The organism is Streptomyces sp. NPDC005774 (assembly GCF_042871645.1).
In the GTDB taxonomy this organism is placed as follows: Bacteria; Actinomycetota; Actinomycetes; order Streptomycetales; family Streptomycetaceae; genus Streptomyces; species Streptomyces pratens.
This window is the reverse complement of record NZ_JBIAIV010000014.1, coordinates 73,935-88,827: the sequence shown is the minus strand read 5'-3', so window position 1 is coordinate 88,827 and position 14,893 is coordinate 73,935. Positions and strand designations below refer to the sequence as shown.

At 71.3% G+C, this 14,893-nt stretch carries 12 protein-coding genes; all 12 read left to right on the top strand.

Annotated elements, in window-relative coordinates; genetic code table 11:
- Positions 1-35: 35 nt before the first annotated feature.
- The gene (gene rsmH, locus ACFYQA_RS15640; protein WP_388917053.1) at positions 36-1,019 is read left to right on the top strand and encodes a 16S rRNA (cytosine(1402)-N(4))-methyltransferase RsmH; all 984 of its coding nucleotides are present in this window, start codon (positions 36-38) and stop codon (positions 1,017-1,019) included.
- Between the two features lie 56 nt (positions 1,020-1,075).
- The gene (locus ACFYQA_RS15635; RefSeq protein ID WP_388917050.1) at positions 1,076-1,564 is read left to right on the top strand and encodes a hypothetical protein; all 489 of its coding nucleotides are present in this window, start codon (positions 1,076-1,078) and stop codon (positions 1,562-1,564) included.
- 5 nt (positions 1,565-1,569) lie between these two features.
- Positions 1,570-3,546, top strand: a complete 1,977-nt coding sequence (locus ACFYQA_RS15630; RefSeq protein ID WP_388917047.1) for a peptidoglycan D,D-transpeptidase FtsI family protein — start codon at positions 1,570-1,572, stop codon at positions 3,544-3,546.
- 52 nt (positions 3,547-3,598) lie between these two features.
- Complete coding sequence (locus ACFYQA_RS15625; protein ID WP_386400749.1) at positions 3,599-5,338, top strand: UDP-N-acetylmuramoyl-L-alanyl-D-glutamate--2,6-diaminopimelate ligase; 1,740 nt, start codon at positions 3,599-3,601, stop codon at positions 5,336-5,338.
- Positions 5,339-5,342: 4 nt separating this feature from the next.
- On the top strand, positions 5,343-6,749 hold the full coding sequence (gene murF / locus ACFYQA_RS15620; protein WP_388917044.1) for a UDP-N-acetylmuramoyl-tripeptide--D-alanyl-D-alanine ligase: 1,407 nt from the start codon (positions 5,343-5,345) through the stop codon (positions 6,747-6,749).
- Positions 6,749-7,840 carry a phospho-N-acetylmuramoyl-pentapeptide-transferase gene (gene mraY, locus ACFYQA_RS15615; protein ID WP_388917252.1) on the top strand — a complete coding sequence of 364 codons (1,092 nt, stop codon included), beginning with the start codon at positions 6,749-6,751 and terminating at the stop codon, positions 7,838-7,840. The genes murF and mraY overlap by 1 nt, the downstream gene beginning before the upstream one ends.
- A complete protein-coding gene (murD, locus tag ACFYQA_RS15610; protein WP_388917041.1) occupies positions 7,822-9,288 on the top strand; it encodes a UDP-N-acetylmuramoyl-L-alanine--D-glutamate ligase in 1,467 nt (488 codons plus the stop codon). Before mraY ends, murD begins: the two co-directional genes overlap by 19 nt.
- Before the next feature lie 80 nt (positions 9,289-9,368).
- Positions 9,369-10,721 carry a putative lipid II flippase FtsW gene (gene ftsW, locus ACFYQA_RS15605; RefSeq protein WP_388917038.1) on the top strand — a complete coding sequence of 451 codons (1,353 nt, stop codon included), beginning with the start codon at positions 9,369-9,371 and terminating at the stop codon, positions 10,719-10,721.
- Positions 10,722-10,727: 6 nt separating this feature from the next.
- On the top strand, positions 10,728-11,819 hold the full coding sequence (gene murG, locus ACFYQA_RS15600) for an undecaprenyldiphospho-muramoylpentapeptide beta-N-acetylglucosaminyltransferase (RefSeq protein WP_388917035.1): 1,092 nt from the start codon (positions 10,728-10,730) through the stop codon (positions 11,817-11,819).
- Positions 11,820-11,894: 75 nt separating this feature from the next.
- Complete coding sequence (locus ACFYQA_RS15595) at positions 11,895-12,692, top strand: cell division protein FtsQ/DivIB (protein WP_388917032.1); 798 nt, start codon at positions 11,895-11,897, stop codon at positions 12,690-12,692.
- Between the two features lie 280 nt (positions 12,693-12,972).
- Entirely contained in the window at positions 12,973-14,166 is a 1,194-nt protein-coding gene (gene ftsZ, locus ACFYQA_RS15590) for a cell division protein FtsZ (protein WP_388917029.1), read from the top strand.
- On the top strand, positions 14,163-14,891 hold the full coding sequence (pgeF, locus tag ACFYQA_RS15585; RefSeq protein WP_388917026.1) for a peptidoglycan editing factor PgeF: 729 nt from the start codon (positions 14,163-14,165) through the stop codon (positions 14,889-14,891). The genes ftsZ and pgeF overlap by 4 nt, the downstream gene beginning before the upstream one ends.
- Positions 14,892-14,893 lie beyond the last annotated feature (2 nt).

Genomic DNA, 14,893 nt, shown 5'->3' with positions numbered 1-14,893 from the left:
GCCGCGCCGGACCTTGAGAAGAGGGCCCAGAACCCATGGGGCGCGAAGCGCATGCGAACACGGGCGGGCAGACCCGGCACGTCCCGGTGATGCTCCGGCGGTGCCTGGACCTGCTGGCGCCCGCCCTGGAGCGGCCGGGAGCCGTGGTCGTCGACTGCACCCTCGGCCTCGGCGGCCACAGCGAGGCCCTGCTGACACGGTTCCCCGAGGCGCGGCTGATCGCCCTGGACCGGGACAAGGAGGCGCTGCGCCTGTCCGGCGAGCGGCTCGCCCCCTTCGGCGAGCGAGCCACCCTGGTCCACGCCGTCTACGACGAACTCCCCGACGTGCTCGACCGGCTCGGCGTCCCGCGTGTGCAGGGCGTCCTGTTCGACCTGGGCGTGTCCTCCATGCAGCTCGACGAGGCCGACCGCGGCTTCGCCTACGCCCAGGACGCCCCGCTCGACATGCGCATGGACCAGTCGGCCGGCATCAGCGCCGCCGAGGTCCTCAACACCTACCCGCCCGGCGACCTCGTCCGCATCCTGCGCGCCTACGGCGAGGAGAAGCAGGCCAAGCGGATCGTGGCCGCGGTGGTGCGCGAGCGGGAGAAGGAACCGTTCACCACCAGTGCCCGCCTGGTCGAGCTGATCCGTGACGCGCTGCCGCAGGCCGCCAAGCGCACCGGCGGCAACCCGGCCAAGCGCACCTTCCAGGCCCTGCGCATCGAGGTCAACGGCGAGCTCTCGGTGCTGGAGCGGGCGATCCCGGCCGCGGTGCGGGCACTCGACGTCGGCGGCCGGATCGCCGTGCTGTCCTACCACTCCCTGGAGGACCGGCTGGTCAAGCAGGTACTCGCGGCGGGCGCCGCCATCACCGCACCCCCCGGGCTGCCGGTCGTGCCCGAGCGCTACCAGCCCCGGCTCAAGCTGCTCACGCGCGGTGCCGAACTTCCCACCGAGGAGGAGATCGCCGAGAACCGGCGAGCGGCACCCGCGCGGCTGCGGGGCGCCCAGCGCGTCCGGGAGCACCTCGAATGACGTGCGGGGCACTCGGGTGCGGAAGGCAGGCTTCGGGCGAACCCAGGGGAGTGTGAGTGAGCAGGAAACCCGAACTGAGGGGGAGGGCGGCCCGTCTCGCGCAGTTCCTCCCCACGGGACGGGCCCAGGCGGCCCGTACCCCCTTCGTGCTGCTGGTCGTCCTTCTCCTGGGCGGCGGCCTGATCGGGCTCCTGGTGCTGAACTCGGCGCTCAGTGAGGGCGCGTTCCGGCTCGACGACCTCAAGCGGGAGAAGAAGAGCCTCACCGACGAGGAGCAGGCCCTCCAGCGGGACATCGACGCCTACTCCGCCCCCGACGCCCTCCAGCGCCGGGCCCGCGAGCTCGGCATGGTGCCCGGCGGCGACCCCGCCTTCCTGAACCCCGACGGCAAGGTCAAGGGTGTCCCCGGCCCCGCCACCGCCTCCCGCGCCCCCCTGGTGCTCGCCCCCGAGGCGCCGGCCACCGCGACGGCCCCGCTTCCGGGCACGACGCCCGGCGCGGCAGCAGACCCCACGTCCACCCCCGCATCGACTCCCGGCAGGTGACGGAAGTGTCCGACAGGGAACCGCCCCGCCGTCGCGTGCCCGGCCCCGCCCGGCCCGCCCGCCCGGGCGCCGGGCAGCGCCCCGGACCCGGCACCCGGCGGGCCCGTACCCCCCGCCCGGACCCGCGCCCCCGGCCGCCGGGCCCGGCGGCCCCGAAGGTCATCCGGCTGGGCAGCCCGCGCCCCCGGCTGCGCCTGGTCGGTCTGGCGCTGGCCCTGGTCCTGAGCGTCTTCGTCGTACGCCTGCTCCAGGTGCAGGCCGTCAAGGCCGACACCTACGCCGCGAAGGCCGGACAGAACCTCTACGTCGGCCAGGTGCTGGACGCCGAGCGCGGCAGGATCACCGACCGCCACGGCGTCGCCCTGGCGACCAGCGAGGACGCCTACGACATCACCGCCGACCCCACGCTGTTCGCCCCCGACCAGCTGGAGATCGCCGACGGCCCCGAACAGGCCGCCGCCCTCCTCGCCCCGATTCTCGGCCAGGACCAGGACCGGCTGGTCGAGAAGCTGCGGCCGGAGAACAAGGCCCTGCGCTACGTCAAACTCGCGAGCCGTCAGACCCCCCAGGTGTGGCAGCAGATCAAGGACCTGAAGTCCGCGCTGGCCAAGAAGGCGGAGACCGACGCGTCCTCCGTCAACGTCCTCGCCGGCGTCCTGTCCGTGCCCACCAGCAAGCGGGTGTACCCCAACAACGAACTCGCCGCCGGGATACTGGGCTGGGTCAACGCCGAGGGCAAGGGCGGCGGCGGTATCGAACTCCAGATGGACAAGCGGCTCGCCGGCGAGGACGGCAAGATCCGCTACGCCCAGTCCGGCGGCCGTCTGGTGCCGACCGTGGACTCCAGCGAGACGCCGGCCGTCCCCGGCAGCGATGTCGAGCTCACCATCGACCGCGACATCCAGTGGGCCGCGCAGAACGCCATCAGCGAGCAGGTGGAGAAGTCGAAGGCCGACCGCGGCTACATCATCGTCCAGGACACCCGCACCGGCGAGGTCCTCGCCATGGCCAACGCACCCGGCTTCGACCCCAATGACCTCTCCGAGGCCGATCCGGCGGCCCTCGGCAACGCGGCCCTCCAGGACGCCTTCGAGCCCGGATCCACCGCCAAGATCATGTCCATGGCGGCCGTACTGGAGGAGGGAGCGGCCACCCCGCAGACGCATGTCGTCGTGCCGAACCGGCTGCACCGCGGCGACCGCCTGTTCAAGGACGACGTCGACCACCCGACCTGGTACCTCACCCTCAACGGAGTGCTCGCCAAGTCCAGCAACATCGGCACCATTCTGGCCACCGGCCAGCTCGGCAAGACCCAGGCCGCCGCCAACAAGGTGCTCTACGACTACCTGCGCGCGTTCGGCCTCGGCAGCCACACCGGACTCGGCTTCCCCGGCGAGACCAAGGGCATCCTCGCCCCGCCCGACACCTGGTCGACCTCCCAGCAGTACACGATTCCTTTCGGTCAGGGCGTGTCCGTCAACGCCATGCAGGCCGCGTCCGTCTACTCCACCATCGCCAACGGCGGCGTACGCGTCGAACCCGCACTGGTGCGCGGCACCAACGAACCCGACGGAAACTTCACCCCCGCCCCGAAGCCGGAGAGGACACGGGTCGTCAGCCAGAAGACGGCGAAGACGCTCGCCCGGATGCTGGAGTCGGTCGTGGACGACGAGGAGGGCACCGGCACCAAGGCGCGCATCCCCGGCTACCGGGTGGCGGGGAAGACGGGTACGGCCAACCGCGTGGATCCGGCCACCGGCAAGTACCACGGCTACACCTCCTCCTTCGCCGGATTCGCACCCGCCGACCAGCCCCGCGTCACCGTCTCCTGCGTCATCCAGAACGCCACCGAGGGCAGTTACTTCGGCGGCCAGATCTGCGGACCCGTCTACAAGCAGGTCATGGAGTTCGCCCTCAAGACCCTCCAGGTGCCGCCGACCGGCGCCGAACCGGCCAATTTCCCGGTCACCTTCAAGCGCTGACCGGTCGCGAACCCTCGCGCCCGGCCGGCACGGAACCACCCAGGAACAGCCCGTGACAACGATCACCCCCGACCCCGGGGAGCGGAACACCCCCCGCCCCGCACCGGACCCCGCCCCCGGGCACGGCTCCCCGCCGGACGGCACCGCGCGAGGCCCCCTCTTTCGCTCCGCGGCGGGTGCGCCCGGTACGCTCACCGCCGTGCCACACGCTGATCAGTCCCGAACCACTCAGAAGGGCCATCCCGTGACATTTCCCGGGCCGCCCCGGCCGGCGCGGGTCACCGCCACCCCTCTCGCGGAACTCGCCGGTCAACTGGGTACCACCGTGCCGCAGCGGACCGCCGACGTCACGGGCATCACCCATGACTCGCGCGCGGTGCGCCCCGGCGACCTGTACGCCGCCCTCCCCGGTGCCCGCGTGCACGGCGCCGACTTCGTCAACCAGGCCGCGGGCCTCGGCGCGGTCGCCGTGCTCACCGACCCGAGCGGCGCCGAACGCGTCGCCGCGGCCGGGCTGCCCGCCCTGGTGGTCGACGACCCCCGCGCGGGCATGGGCGAACTGGCGGCCACGATCTACGGCCACCCGGGCCGCGATCTGCTCCAGATCGGCATCACCGGCACCTCGGGCAAGACCACCACCGCCTATCTCGTCGAGGGCGGCCTGAAGACCGTCCGCGGCACGGCCGAGGACGACGGTGGGCGACGGGTAGGACTGATCGGCACCGTCGAGATGCGCATCGGCGACGAACGCATCAAGTCCGAACGCACCACGCCGGAGGCCACCGACCTCCAGGCCCTGTTCGCCGTCATGCGCGAGCGCGGTGTCGACGCGGTCGCCATGGAGGTCTCCAGCCACGCCCTGGTACTGGGCCGGGTGGACGGCTGCGTCTTCGACATCGCCGTCTTCACCAACCTGAGCCCGGAACACATGGAGTTCCACTCCGACATGGAGGACTACTTCGGGGCCAAGGCGCAGCTGTTCACTCCGCTGCGCAGCCGCCTCGCCGTGGTCAACGCCGACGACGAGTACGGCCGCCGTCTCACCAAGGAAGCCGGCGTGCCCGTCATCACCTACTCCGCCGAGGGCCACCCCGACGCCGACTGGCGTGCCGAGGACGTCGTGGTCGGCCCCACCGACTCCACATTCACCGTGACCGGCCCCGAGGGCGAGCGGATCACCGCCCGGTCGCCGCTGCCGGGCCCCTTCAACGTGGCCAACACCCTCGCCGCGATCGTCGCCCTCGCCGCCGCCGGGCTGGACCCCCAGACCGCCGCCGACGGCGTCGCCGCCGTCCCCGGCGTGCCCGGCCGGCTGGAGCGCGTGGACGCGGGCCAGCCGTACCTCGCGGTGGTCGACTACGCGCACAAGACCGACGCCGTCGAATCGGTGCTGCGCGCCCTGCGCAGGGTCACCGAGGGCAAGGTTCACGTGGTGCTCGGCTGCGGCGGGGACCGGGACCTCACCAAGCGCCGGCCGATGGGCGCCGCGGCGGCCCGGCTTGCCGACACCGCCGTACTGACCTCCGACAACCCCCGCTCCGAGGACCCCCTCGCGATCCTCGCCACCATGCTCGAGGGCGCGGCCTCCGTGCCCGCCCACGAGCGCGGCGAGGTGCAGGTCTTCGAGGACCGGGCCGCGGCGATCGCCGCGGCCGTCGCCCGCGCACAGCCCGGCGACGCCGTGCTGGTCGCCGGCAAGGGCCACGAGCAGGGACAGGACATCGCCGGGGTGGTGCGTCCCTTCGACGACCGCCAGGTGCTTCGCGAAGCTATCCAGCAGACCCAGGGATGAACTTGTGATCGCCCTCTCCCTCGCCGAGATTGCAGAAGTCGTCGGCGGACAGACGTACGACATACCGGATCCGTCCGTCCCGGTCACCGGGCCGGTGGTCCGGGACTCACGGGAGGTGGTGCCGGGCAGCCTGTTCGTCGCCTTCGCCGGTGAACGCGTGGACGGCCACGACTTCGCGGCCGCGGTCGTGGAGGCCGGTGCGGCCGCCGTGCTCGCCTCCCGGCCCGTGGGGGTGCCCGCGATCGTCGTCGAGGACGTCCAGAGCGCGCTGGGTGCCCTCGCCCGGCACGTCGTACGGCGGCTCGGCACCACCCTCGTCGCCCTGACCGGCTCGGCCGGCAAGACCAGCACCAAGGACCTCATCGCACAGGTGCTGCGGCGCAAGGCACCGACCGTCTTCACCCCCGGCTCCCTCAACAACGAGATCGGGCTGCCGCTGACCGCGCTCACCGCCACCGGGGAAACCCGGTTCCTCGTGCTGGAGATGGGCGCCCGCGGGATCGGCCACATCCGCTACCTCACCGGTCTCACCCCGCCGAAGATCGGCCTCGTGCTCAACGTGGGAACCGCGCACATCGGCGAGTTCGGCGGCCGGGAGCAGATCGCCCTGGCCAAGGGCGAACTCGTCGAGGCCCTCCCCGAGGACGGCACCGCGGTCCTCAACGCGGACGACCCGCTCGTACGCGCCATGGCGTCCCGCACGAAGGCGAAGGTGCTCCTCTTCGGAGAGAGCGACGAAGCGGACGTTCGGGCCGAGAACGTACGACTCATGGACAGCGGACAGCCGTCGTTCAGGCTTCACACACCCTCCGGTGCAAGCGATGTGACCATGCGCCTGTACGGTGAGCACCACGTGTCGAACGCGCTCGCAGCGGCCGCCGTCGCCCACGAGTTGGGCATGTCCGCAGACGAGATCGCACTCGCGCTCTCCGAAGCGGGCTCCCTCTCCCGCTGGCGGATGGAGGTCACCGAGCGCCCGGACGGCGTGACGGTCGTCAACGACGCCTACAACGCGAACCCCGAGTCCATGCGAGCCGCCCTGCGCGCGCTCGCGTCCATGGGCAAGGGACGTCGTACGTGGGCGGTGCTCGGCCAGATGGCCGAGCTCGGGGACGAGGCGCTCGCCGAGCACGACGCGGTCGGACGGCTCGCCGTCCGGCTCAACGTCAGCAAGCTCGTCGCGGTCGGGGGCAGGGAAGCCGCCTGGCTGCAACTGGGCGCATATAACGAGGGTTCGTGGGGTGAGGAGTCGGTGCACGTGTCCGACGCACAGGCGGCTGTCGACCTGTTGCGCAGTGAATTGCGCCAGGGAGACGTCGTTCTCGTGAAGGCGTCCCGGTCGGTCGGTCTCGAGAGTGTGGCGCAGGCGCTGCTCGCGACCGGTACCGAGGGCGAGGTCGTCGCCCGATGATGAAGCAGATCCTGTTCGCAGGAGTCATTGGCCTCTTTCTGACGCTGGTCGGCACCCCGCTGCTGATCAAGCTGCTCGCACGCAAGGGGTACGGGCAGTACATCCGCGACGACGGCCCGCGCGAGCACGCCAGCAAGCGCGGTACGCCGACGATGGGCGGTATCGCCTTCATCCTGGCGACGGTCGCCGCGTACTTCCTGGCGAAACTGGTCACGGACTACGTGGACCCGAAGGCCGACGCGTCGCCGACCTTCTCGGGTCTGCTGGTGCTCGGCCTGATGGTGGGCATGGGCATCGTCGGCTTCCTGGACGACTACATCAAGATCGTCAAACGGCGTTCGCTGGGCCTGCGGGCCAAGGCCAAGATGTCCGGCCAGCTGATCGTCGGTATCGCCTTCGCCGTACTCGCCCTGCAGTTCGCGGACAGCCGAGGCAACACCCCGGCGTCCACGAAGCTGTCGTTCATCACCGACTTCGGCTGGACCATCGGCCCGGTGCTGTTCGTCCTCTGGGCGCTGTTCATGATCCTCGCCATGTCGAACGGCGTGAACCTGACGGACGGCCTGGACGGCCTGGCCACCGGCGCCTCCGTCCTGGTCTTCGGCGCCTACACCTTCATCGGCGTCTGGCAGTTCCAGGAGTCCTGCGCCAACGCGACGACCCTGACCAACCCGGGTGCCTGTTACGAGGTGAGGGACCCCCTCGACCTCGCGGTGGTCGCCTCCGCGCTGATGGGTTCCTGCCTGGGCTTCCTGTGGTGGAACACCTCGCCGGCCAAGATCTTCATGGGCGACACCGGTTCGCTCGCCCTCGGCGGCGTCCTCGCGGGCCTCGCGATCTGCTCCCGCACCGAGCTGCTGGTCGCCATTCTGGGCGGCCTGTTCGTCCTCATCACCATGTCGGTGGTCATCCAGGTCGGCTCCTTCAAGCTCACCGGGAAACGCGTCTTCCGGATGGCACCGCTCCAGCACCACTTCGAACTCAAGGGGTGGTCCGAAGTCCTTGTCGTGGTCCGCTTCTGGATCATCCAGGGCATCTGCGTGATCGTCGGACTCGGCATCTTCTACGCGGGATGGGCAGCGGACAAGTGACCGCACCAGTGGCATCGCAGTCCCCGGAGCCCTACCGGTTCCGGGGCCGGCGCATCACCGTCGCCGGGCTCGGCGTCTCCGGCGTCCCGGCGGCCAGGGCGCTGCACGGCCTCGGCGCGCACGTCACGGTCGTCAACGACGGCGACGACGACCTCGCCCGGACCCAGGCGGCCGAACTGGAACGGCTCGGCATCGCCGTCCGCCTCGGCGAGCAGGCCGCGAGCACCCTCCCCGAGGGCACCGAACTCGTCGTCACCGCCCCCGGCTGGAAGCCCGGCAAGCCGCTGTTCGCCGCCGCCGCACAGGCCGGCGTTCCGGTCTGGGGCGACGTCGAACTGGCCTGGCGGCTGCGCGGCCCCGACGCCCCGCCCTGGCTCGCGGTCACCGGCACCAACGGCAAGACCACCACCGTCCGGATGCTCGCCTCGATCCTCGAGGCGGCGGGCCTGCGCACCGCGGCCGTCGGCAACATCGGCGTCTCGCTCCTCGACGCGGTCCTCGGCGACGAGCAGTACGACGTGCTCGCCGTGGAACTGTCCAGCTACCAGCTCCACTGGTCCTCCTCCCTGCGCGCGCACTCGGCGGCGGTGCTGAACCTCGCCCCCGACCACCTCGACTGGCACGGCTCCATGGAGGCGTACGCCGCCGACAAGGGCCGCGTCTACGAGGGCAACCGCATCGCCTGCGTCTACAACGCCGACGCCACCGACAAGCCGTCCACCGAGGACCTGGTCCGGGAGGCCGACGTCGAAGAGGGCTGCCGCGCCGTCGGCTTCACCCTCGGCACCCCCGGACCCTCCCAACTCGGCGTCGTCGACGGCATCTTGGTCGACCGCGCCTTCGTCGAGGACCGCCGGGGCAGCGCCCAGGAACTCGCCGAGGTCACCGACGTCGACCCGCCCGCCCCGCACAACATCGCCAATGCCCTCGCCGCCGCCGCCCTCGCGCGCGCCTACGGAGTGCCGGCGGCGGCCGTACGGGACGGGCTGCGCGCCTTCACCCCGGACGCCCACCGCATCGCGCACGTCGCCGACGTGGACGAGGTCGCCTATGTCGACGACTCCAAGGCGACCAACACCCATGCCGCACAGGCCTCGTTGGCGGCCTACGAGTCGATCGTGTGGATCGCCGGCGGACTCGCCAAGGGCGCCACCTTCGACGAACTGGTCGCGAGCTCGGCGAAACGCCTGCGCGGCGCCGTCCTGATCGGCGCGGACCGCGCGCTGATCCGCGAAGCCCTGGCGCGACACGCACCGGAAGTACCCGTGGTCGACCTCGACCGGACCGACACTGGGGCGATGCTCCAGGCTGTTCAGGAGGCGAAGCGGCTGGCCCGACCCGGCGACACGGTGCTGCTGGCCCCGGCCTGCGCCTCGATGGACATGTTCGCCAACTACAACAGGCGCGGTGAGGCGTTCGCACAGGCGGTGCGCGAACTCGGTGCCTGACCCGGCTGCCTGCGCCGGGCGACCTTGGGAGGGACGCGTGGGACCGTCGAGGCACCATGGGGCGCACAGCGGAGGCCGGCATGCCCGGTAGCCGTACCGGGCGGCCTCCCGTGCGGCGGGCGCCCCGCCGCCCCGCCGCCGCCCGGCCGGCCCGCGAGAACCCCCTGAGGGCCCTCCACGCGCGGGCGTACAGGGCCTGGGACCGGCCGCTGACCGCCTACTACCTGATCCTCGGCGGCAGCGCGCTGATCACCGTGCTCGGCCTGGTGATGGTCTACTCGGCCTCCCAGATCACCGCGCTGCAGATGTCGCTGCCGGGCTCGTACTTCTTCCGCAAGCAGCTCCTGGCCGCCGGCATCGGGGCCGTGCTGCTGCTCGCGGCCTCCCGGATGCCGGTGAAGCTGCACCGGGCGCTGGCCTACCCCATTCTCGCGGGCGCCGTCTTCCTGATGATCCTGGTACAGGTGCCGGGGATAGGGATGGAGGTCAACGGCAACCAGAACTGGATCGGCGTCGGCGGCTCCTTCCAGCTCCAGCCCAGCGAGTTCGGCAAGCTCGCCCTGGTGCTGTGGGGCGCCGACCTACTCGCCCGCAAGCAGGAGAGGCGGCTGCTGTCCCAGTGGAAGCACATGCTGGTGCCGCTCGTTCCGGCCGCCTTCATGCTGCTGGGACTGATCATGCTCGGCGGCGACATGGGCACGGCGATCATCCTGACGGCGATCCTCTTCGGCCTGCTCTGGCTGGCCGGGGCGCCCACCCGGCTGTTCGCCGGCGTGCTGGCCGTCGCCGCGCTGATCGGCGCGCTCCTCATCAGGACCAGCCCGAACCGCATGGCCCGGCTGGCCTGTCTCGGCGCCACCGAACCCCAGACGGGTCCCGTCGACTGCTGGCAGGCCGTGCACGGGATCTACGCACTCGCGTCCGGCGGGATCTTCGGGTCCGGACTCGGCGCGAGTGTGGAGAAATGGGGCCAACTACCGGAAGCCCACACCGACTTCATTTTCGCCATCACCGGTGAGGAACTGGGCCTGGCGGGGACGCTGTCGGTGCTCGCCCTGTTCGCGGCTCTAGGCTATGCGGGTATCCGCGTGGCCGGACGCACGGAGGACCCCTTCGTGAGGTATGCCGCGGGAGGCGTGACCACCTGGATCATGGCCCAAGCCGTGATCAACCTCGGTGCGGTCCTCGGGCTGCTGCCGATCGCAGGCGTTCCCCTCCCGCTGTTCTCCTACGGGGGCTCCGCCCTGTTGCCGACCATGTTCGCCATCGGGCTGCTGATCGCCTTCGCGCGTGACGAGCCCGCTGCGCGGGCGGCGCTTGCGATGCGGCAACCTCGCTTTGGTAGAAAGCGGGACCGGGGTACTCAAAGACCCCACAGATGGAACACGATGCGACGGCGCGCCATGGTGGCACGTTCGTCCGGAGAGCGGTGAATTTCGGTGCATGTCGTACTCGCCGGCGGAGGAACCGCGGGCCACATCGAGCCCGCGCTCGCCCTCGCGGATGCCCTGCGCAGGCAGGATCCGTCCGTGGGCATCACGGCCCTGGGCACGGAACGCGGTCTCGAGACACGTCTGGTACCCGAGCGCGGGTACGAACTGGCGCTGATCCCCGCCGTGCCGCTGCCCCGCAAGCCCACCCCCGAGCTGATCACCGTCCCGGGCCGGCTGCGCGGCACCATCAAGGCGACCGAGCAGATCCTGGAACGGACCAAGGCGGACGCCGTGGTCGGCTTCGGCGGCTATGTCGCCCTGCCCGGCTACCTCGCCGCCAAGCGGCTCGGTGTGCCGATCATCGTCCACGAGGCCAACGCCCGCCCCGGCCTGGCCAACAAGATCGGCTCCCGGTACGCGGCCAGGGTCGCCGTCTCCACCCCGGACAGCAAGCTGCGCGACGCCCGCTACATCGGGATTCCGCTGCGCCGCTCCGTCGCCACCCTGGACCGGGCCGCCGTGCGGCCCGAGGCCCGTGCCGCGTTCGGGCTCGACCCCAACCTGCCCACGCTGCTGGTCTCCGGCGGCTCGCAGGGTGCCCGTCGGCTGAACGAGGTCGTCCAGCAGGTCGCGCCGTGGCTCCAGCAGGCCGGCGTCCAGATCCTGCACGTGGTCGGCCCGAAGAACGAACTGCCCCAGGTGCAGCAGATGCCGGGAATGCCCCCCTACATCCCGGTAGGTTACGTGGACCGGATGGACCTCGCGTACGCCGCGGCCGACATGATGCTCTGCCGCGCGGGCGCGATGACCGTCGCCGAACTCTCCGCCGTCGGGCTCCCGGCCGTCTACGTCCCGCTGCCCATCGGCAACGGCGAACAGCGGCTGAACGCCCAGCCGGTGGTCAAGGCCGGCGGCGGACTTCTGGTCGACGACGCGGAGCTGACGCCGGAGTGGGTCCAGCAGAACGTGCTGCCCGTCCTGGCCGATCCGCACCGGCTGTACGAGATGTCCCGAGCCGCCACCGAGTTCGGCCGCCGGGACGCCGACGACCTGCTCGTCGGCATGGTGTACGAGGCGATCGCCTCACGTCACCGCTAGGACACCGGCGAGTGAGCCGAAGGGGCGCGGCCGTGGCGCCCCGGAGGCGGACCGCGCCGCGGGAAAGGGAGTGCTGTGGCCGGATCGACTGCCGCCGAGCGCGGTGAACGCCGGCGGGAGTCGTCCGGGCCGCCGCCCGGGCGGCGGCGGTTGAGGCGGAGACATCTTCGTCTGATCATCATCCTGGCGGTCGCCCTGGCCTTCCTCGGCAGCGGTACGTTCTGGCTGCTGTACGGGTCCGATCTGGCCCGGGTGGAGAGGGTGTCCGTGTCCGGCACCCGGGTCCTGACCCCCGGGGAAGTGCGCGAGGCCGCCGGTGTCCCCGTCGGGGACCAGTTGGTCGCGGTGGACACGGACGCGATCGCCGCACGGCTCCGCGAGAAATTGCCCCGAATCGACACAGTTGACGTGGTCCGTTCCTGGCCGCATGAAATCGGGCTGAATATCACCGAGCGCACGCCGGTTCTTCTGGTCGAAAAGGGCGGGGAGTTCACCGAGATCGACGACGAAGGTGTCCGGTACGCCACGGTTCCCCAAGCATCGAAGGGTGTTCCCCGGTTGGAATTGAACGTGCGCCGGAGCGGTACCACGGCCGCGAGCCTGCGCCGCTTCGGCGAGGGCCGGCTGGTGCGCGAGGCGGTACGGGTCGCCCGTGAGGTGCCGGACGCCGTCGCCCGTACCGCGCGGAGCGTCAAGGTCCGTTCCTACGACGACATCTCGCTGGAACTGGCGGACGGCAGGACGATCGCCTGGGGAAGCGGCGAGGATGGTGCCGCGAAGGGTCGTGCCCTCACCGCTCTGCTGAAAGCGGCGCCGGACGCACGGCACTTCGATGTGAGTGTCCCCACGGCACCCGCATCAACAGGGAGTTGACGGGTATCAGTGCAGGCCAGCCCCCTGGTTGGGGGGTGCCACGGCTGATCACATAGGGTGAAAAGAAAAACGGGAGGTTCGGCGTGTTCGTTGAACGCGCGCCACTTGTCGACTTAGTGTCCTGTTCAGAAGACTCCAGGGAACAGGCACACTGGTAACCCTAAACTTCAACGTTAGGGTTCGGGTCGGCAATACGGACCGCCCCACATCGGCATCAGTCGTCGAACCGCGGCACGGCCGCGAGCCGGCGACACGTAAATCGAGGCGAGAGGCCTTCGACGTGGCAGCACCGCAGAACTACCTCGCAGTCATCAAAGTCATCGGTGTCGGCGGCGGTGGTGTCAACGCCATCAACCGGATGATCGAGGTCGGTCTCAAGGGCGTCGAGTTCATCGCCATCAACACCGACGCGCAAGCCCTGTTGATGAGCGACGCCGACGTCAAGCTCGACGTCGGCCGTGAACTCACCCGCGGACTCGGCGCCGGAGCCAACCCGGCCGTCGGCCGCAAGGCGGCCGAGGACCACCGCGAGGAGATCGAGGAGGTCCTCAAGGGGGCCGACATGGTCTTCGTGACGGCCGGCGAGGGTGGCGGCACCGGCACCGGCGGCGCCCCCGTGGTGGCCAACATCGCCCGCTCGCTCGGCGCTCTCACCATCGGCGTGGTCACCCGCCCGTTCACCTTCGAGGGCCGGCGCCGCGCCAACCAGGCGGAGGACGGCATCGCCGAACTCCGCGAAGAGGTCGACACCCTCATCGTCATCCCCAACGACCGGCTGCTGTCCATCTCGGACCGCCAGGTCTCGGTCCTGGACGCCTTCAAGTCGGCCGACCAGGTCCTGCTCTCCGGTGTCCAGGGCATCACCGACCTCATCACCACCCCCGGCCTGATCAACCTCGACTTCGCCGACGTCAAGTCAGTCATGTCCGAGGCCGGGTCGGCCCTCATGGGCATCGGCTCGGCCCGCGGCGACGACCGCGCGGTGGCCGCCGCCGAGATGGCGATCTCCTCCCCGCTGCTGGAAGCCTCCATCGACGGCGCCAGGGGCGTCCTGCTGTCCATCTCCGGCGGCAGCGACCTCGGTCTGTTCGAGATCAACGAGGCCGCCCAGTTGGTGAGTGAGGCGGCCCACCCCGAAGCCAACATCATCTTCGGCGCGGTGATCGACGACGCCCTCGGCGACGAGGTCCGGGTCACGGTGATCGCGGCCGGCTTCGACGGTGGCCAGCCGCCCTCGAAGCGGGACAACGTCCTCGGCTCGTCCTCGGCCAAGCGCGAGGAGCCCGCCCCCGCGCGGCAGCCCGAGGGCCGCCCGTCCTTCGGCTCCCTGGGCAGCGTCACGCCCAGGGAGGAGCCGGAGCAGGCACCCGAGCCGGTCAGCGACATCCCGGTCGCCCAGCCGCCCGTCCCGCCGTCCCGCACCTACGCGGACAGCGCGGCCGAGGAACTGGACGTACCGGACTTCCTCAAGTGATAGGACAGCGCGAAAGCGTGCGCGGCGCGCACTTCGCCCTCACCGACCGGTGGGGCGGGGTGAGCGCCGCTCCGTATGCGGAGCTCAATCTCGGCGGTGCGGTCGGCGACGACTCCGGCGCGGTGCGCACCAACCGCGAACTGGCCGCGAAGTCCCTCGCCCTCGACCCGGCGCGGGTGGTCTGGATGAACCAGGTGCACGGAGCCGATGTGGTCGTGGTGGACGAGCCGTGGGGCGGGAGTCCCGTTCCCGAGGCCGACGCGGTGGTCACCGCGCGGCGGGGCCTCGCCCTCGCCGTCCTCACCGCCGACTGCGTCCCGGTGCTGCTCGCCGACCCCGCCGCCGGTGTTGCCGCGGCGGCCCACGCGGGCCGGCCCGGACTGGTCTCGGGAGTGGTCCCCGCCGCCGTGCACGCCATGACGGAACTCGGCGCCGACCCGGCCCGCATCGTCGCCCGTACCGGCCCCGCCGTCTGCGGCCGTTGCTACGAGGTGCCGTCGCAGATGCGTGCCGAGGTGGCCGCCGTCGAGCCGGCGGCGTACGCCGAGACGAGTTGGGGTACGCCGGCGGTCGATGTGGCCGGGGGTGTGCACGCCCAGCTCGAACGGCTCGGGGTGGGTGACCGGGAGCGGTCGCCGGTGTGCACGCTGGAGTCGGACGATCATTTCTCGTACCGGCGGGACCGCACCACCGGGCGGCTCGCGGGCTATGTGTGGCTGGACTGATG

Coding starts and splice junctions, on each gene's coding strand:
- rsmH (WP_388917053.1), top strand. CDS start 36: ATGGGGCGCGAAGCGCATGCGAACACGGGCGGGCAGACCCGGCACGTC.
- mraY (WP_388917252.1), top strand. CDS start 6,749: ATGAAGCAGATCCTGTTCGCAGGAGTCATTGGCCTCTTTCTGACGCTG.
- murD (WP_388917041.1), top strand. CDS start 7,822: ATGGGCAGCGGACAAGTGACCGCACCAGTGGCATCGCAGTCCCCGGAG.
- ftsW (WP_388917038.1), top strand. CDS start 9,369: ATGCCCGGTAGCCGTACCGGGCGGCCTCCCGTGCGGCGGGCGCCCCGC.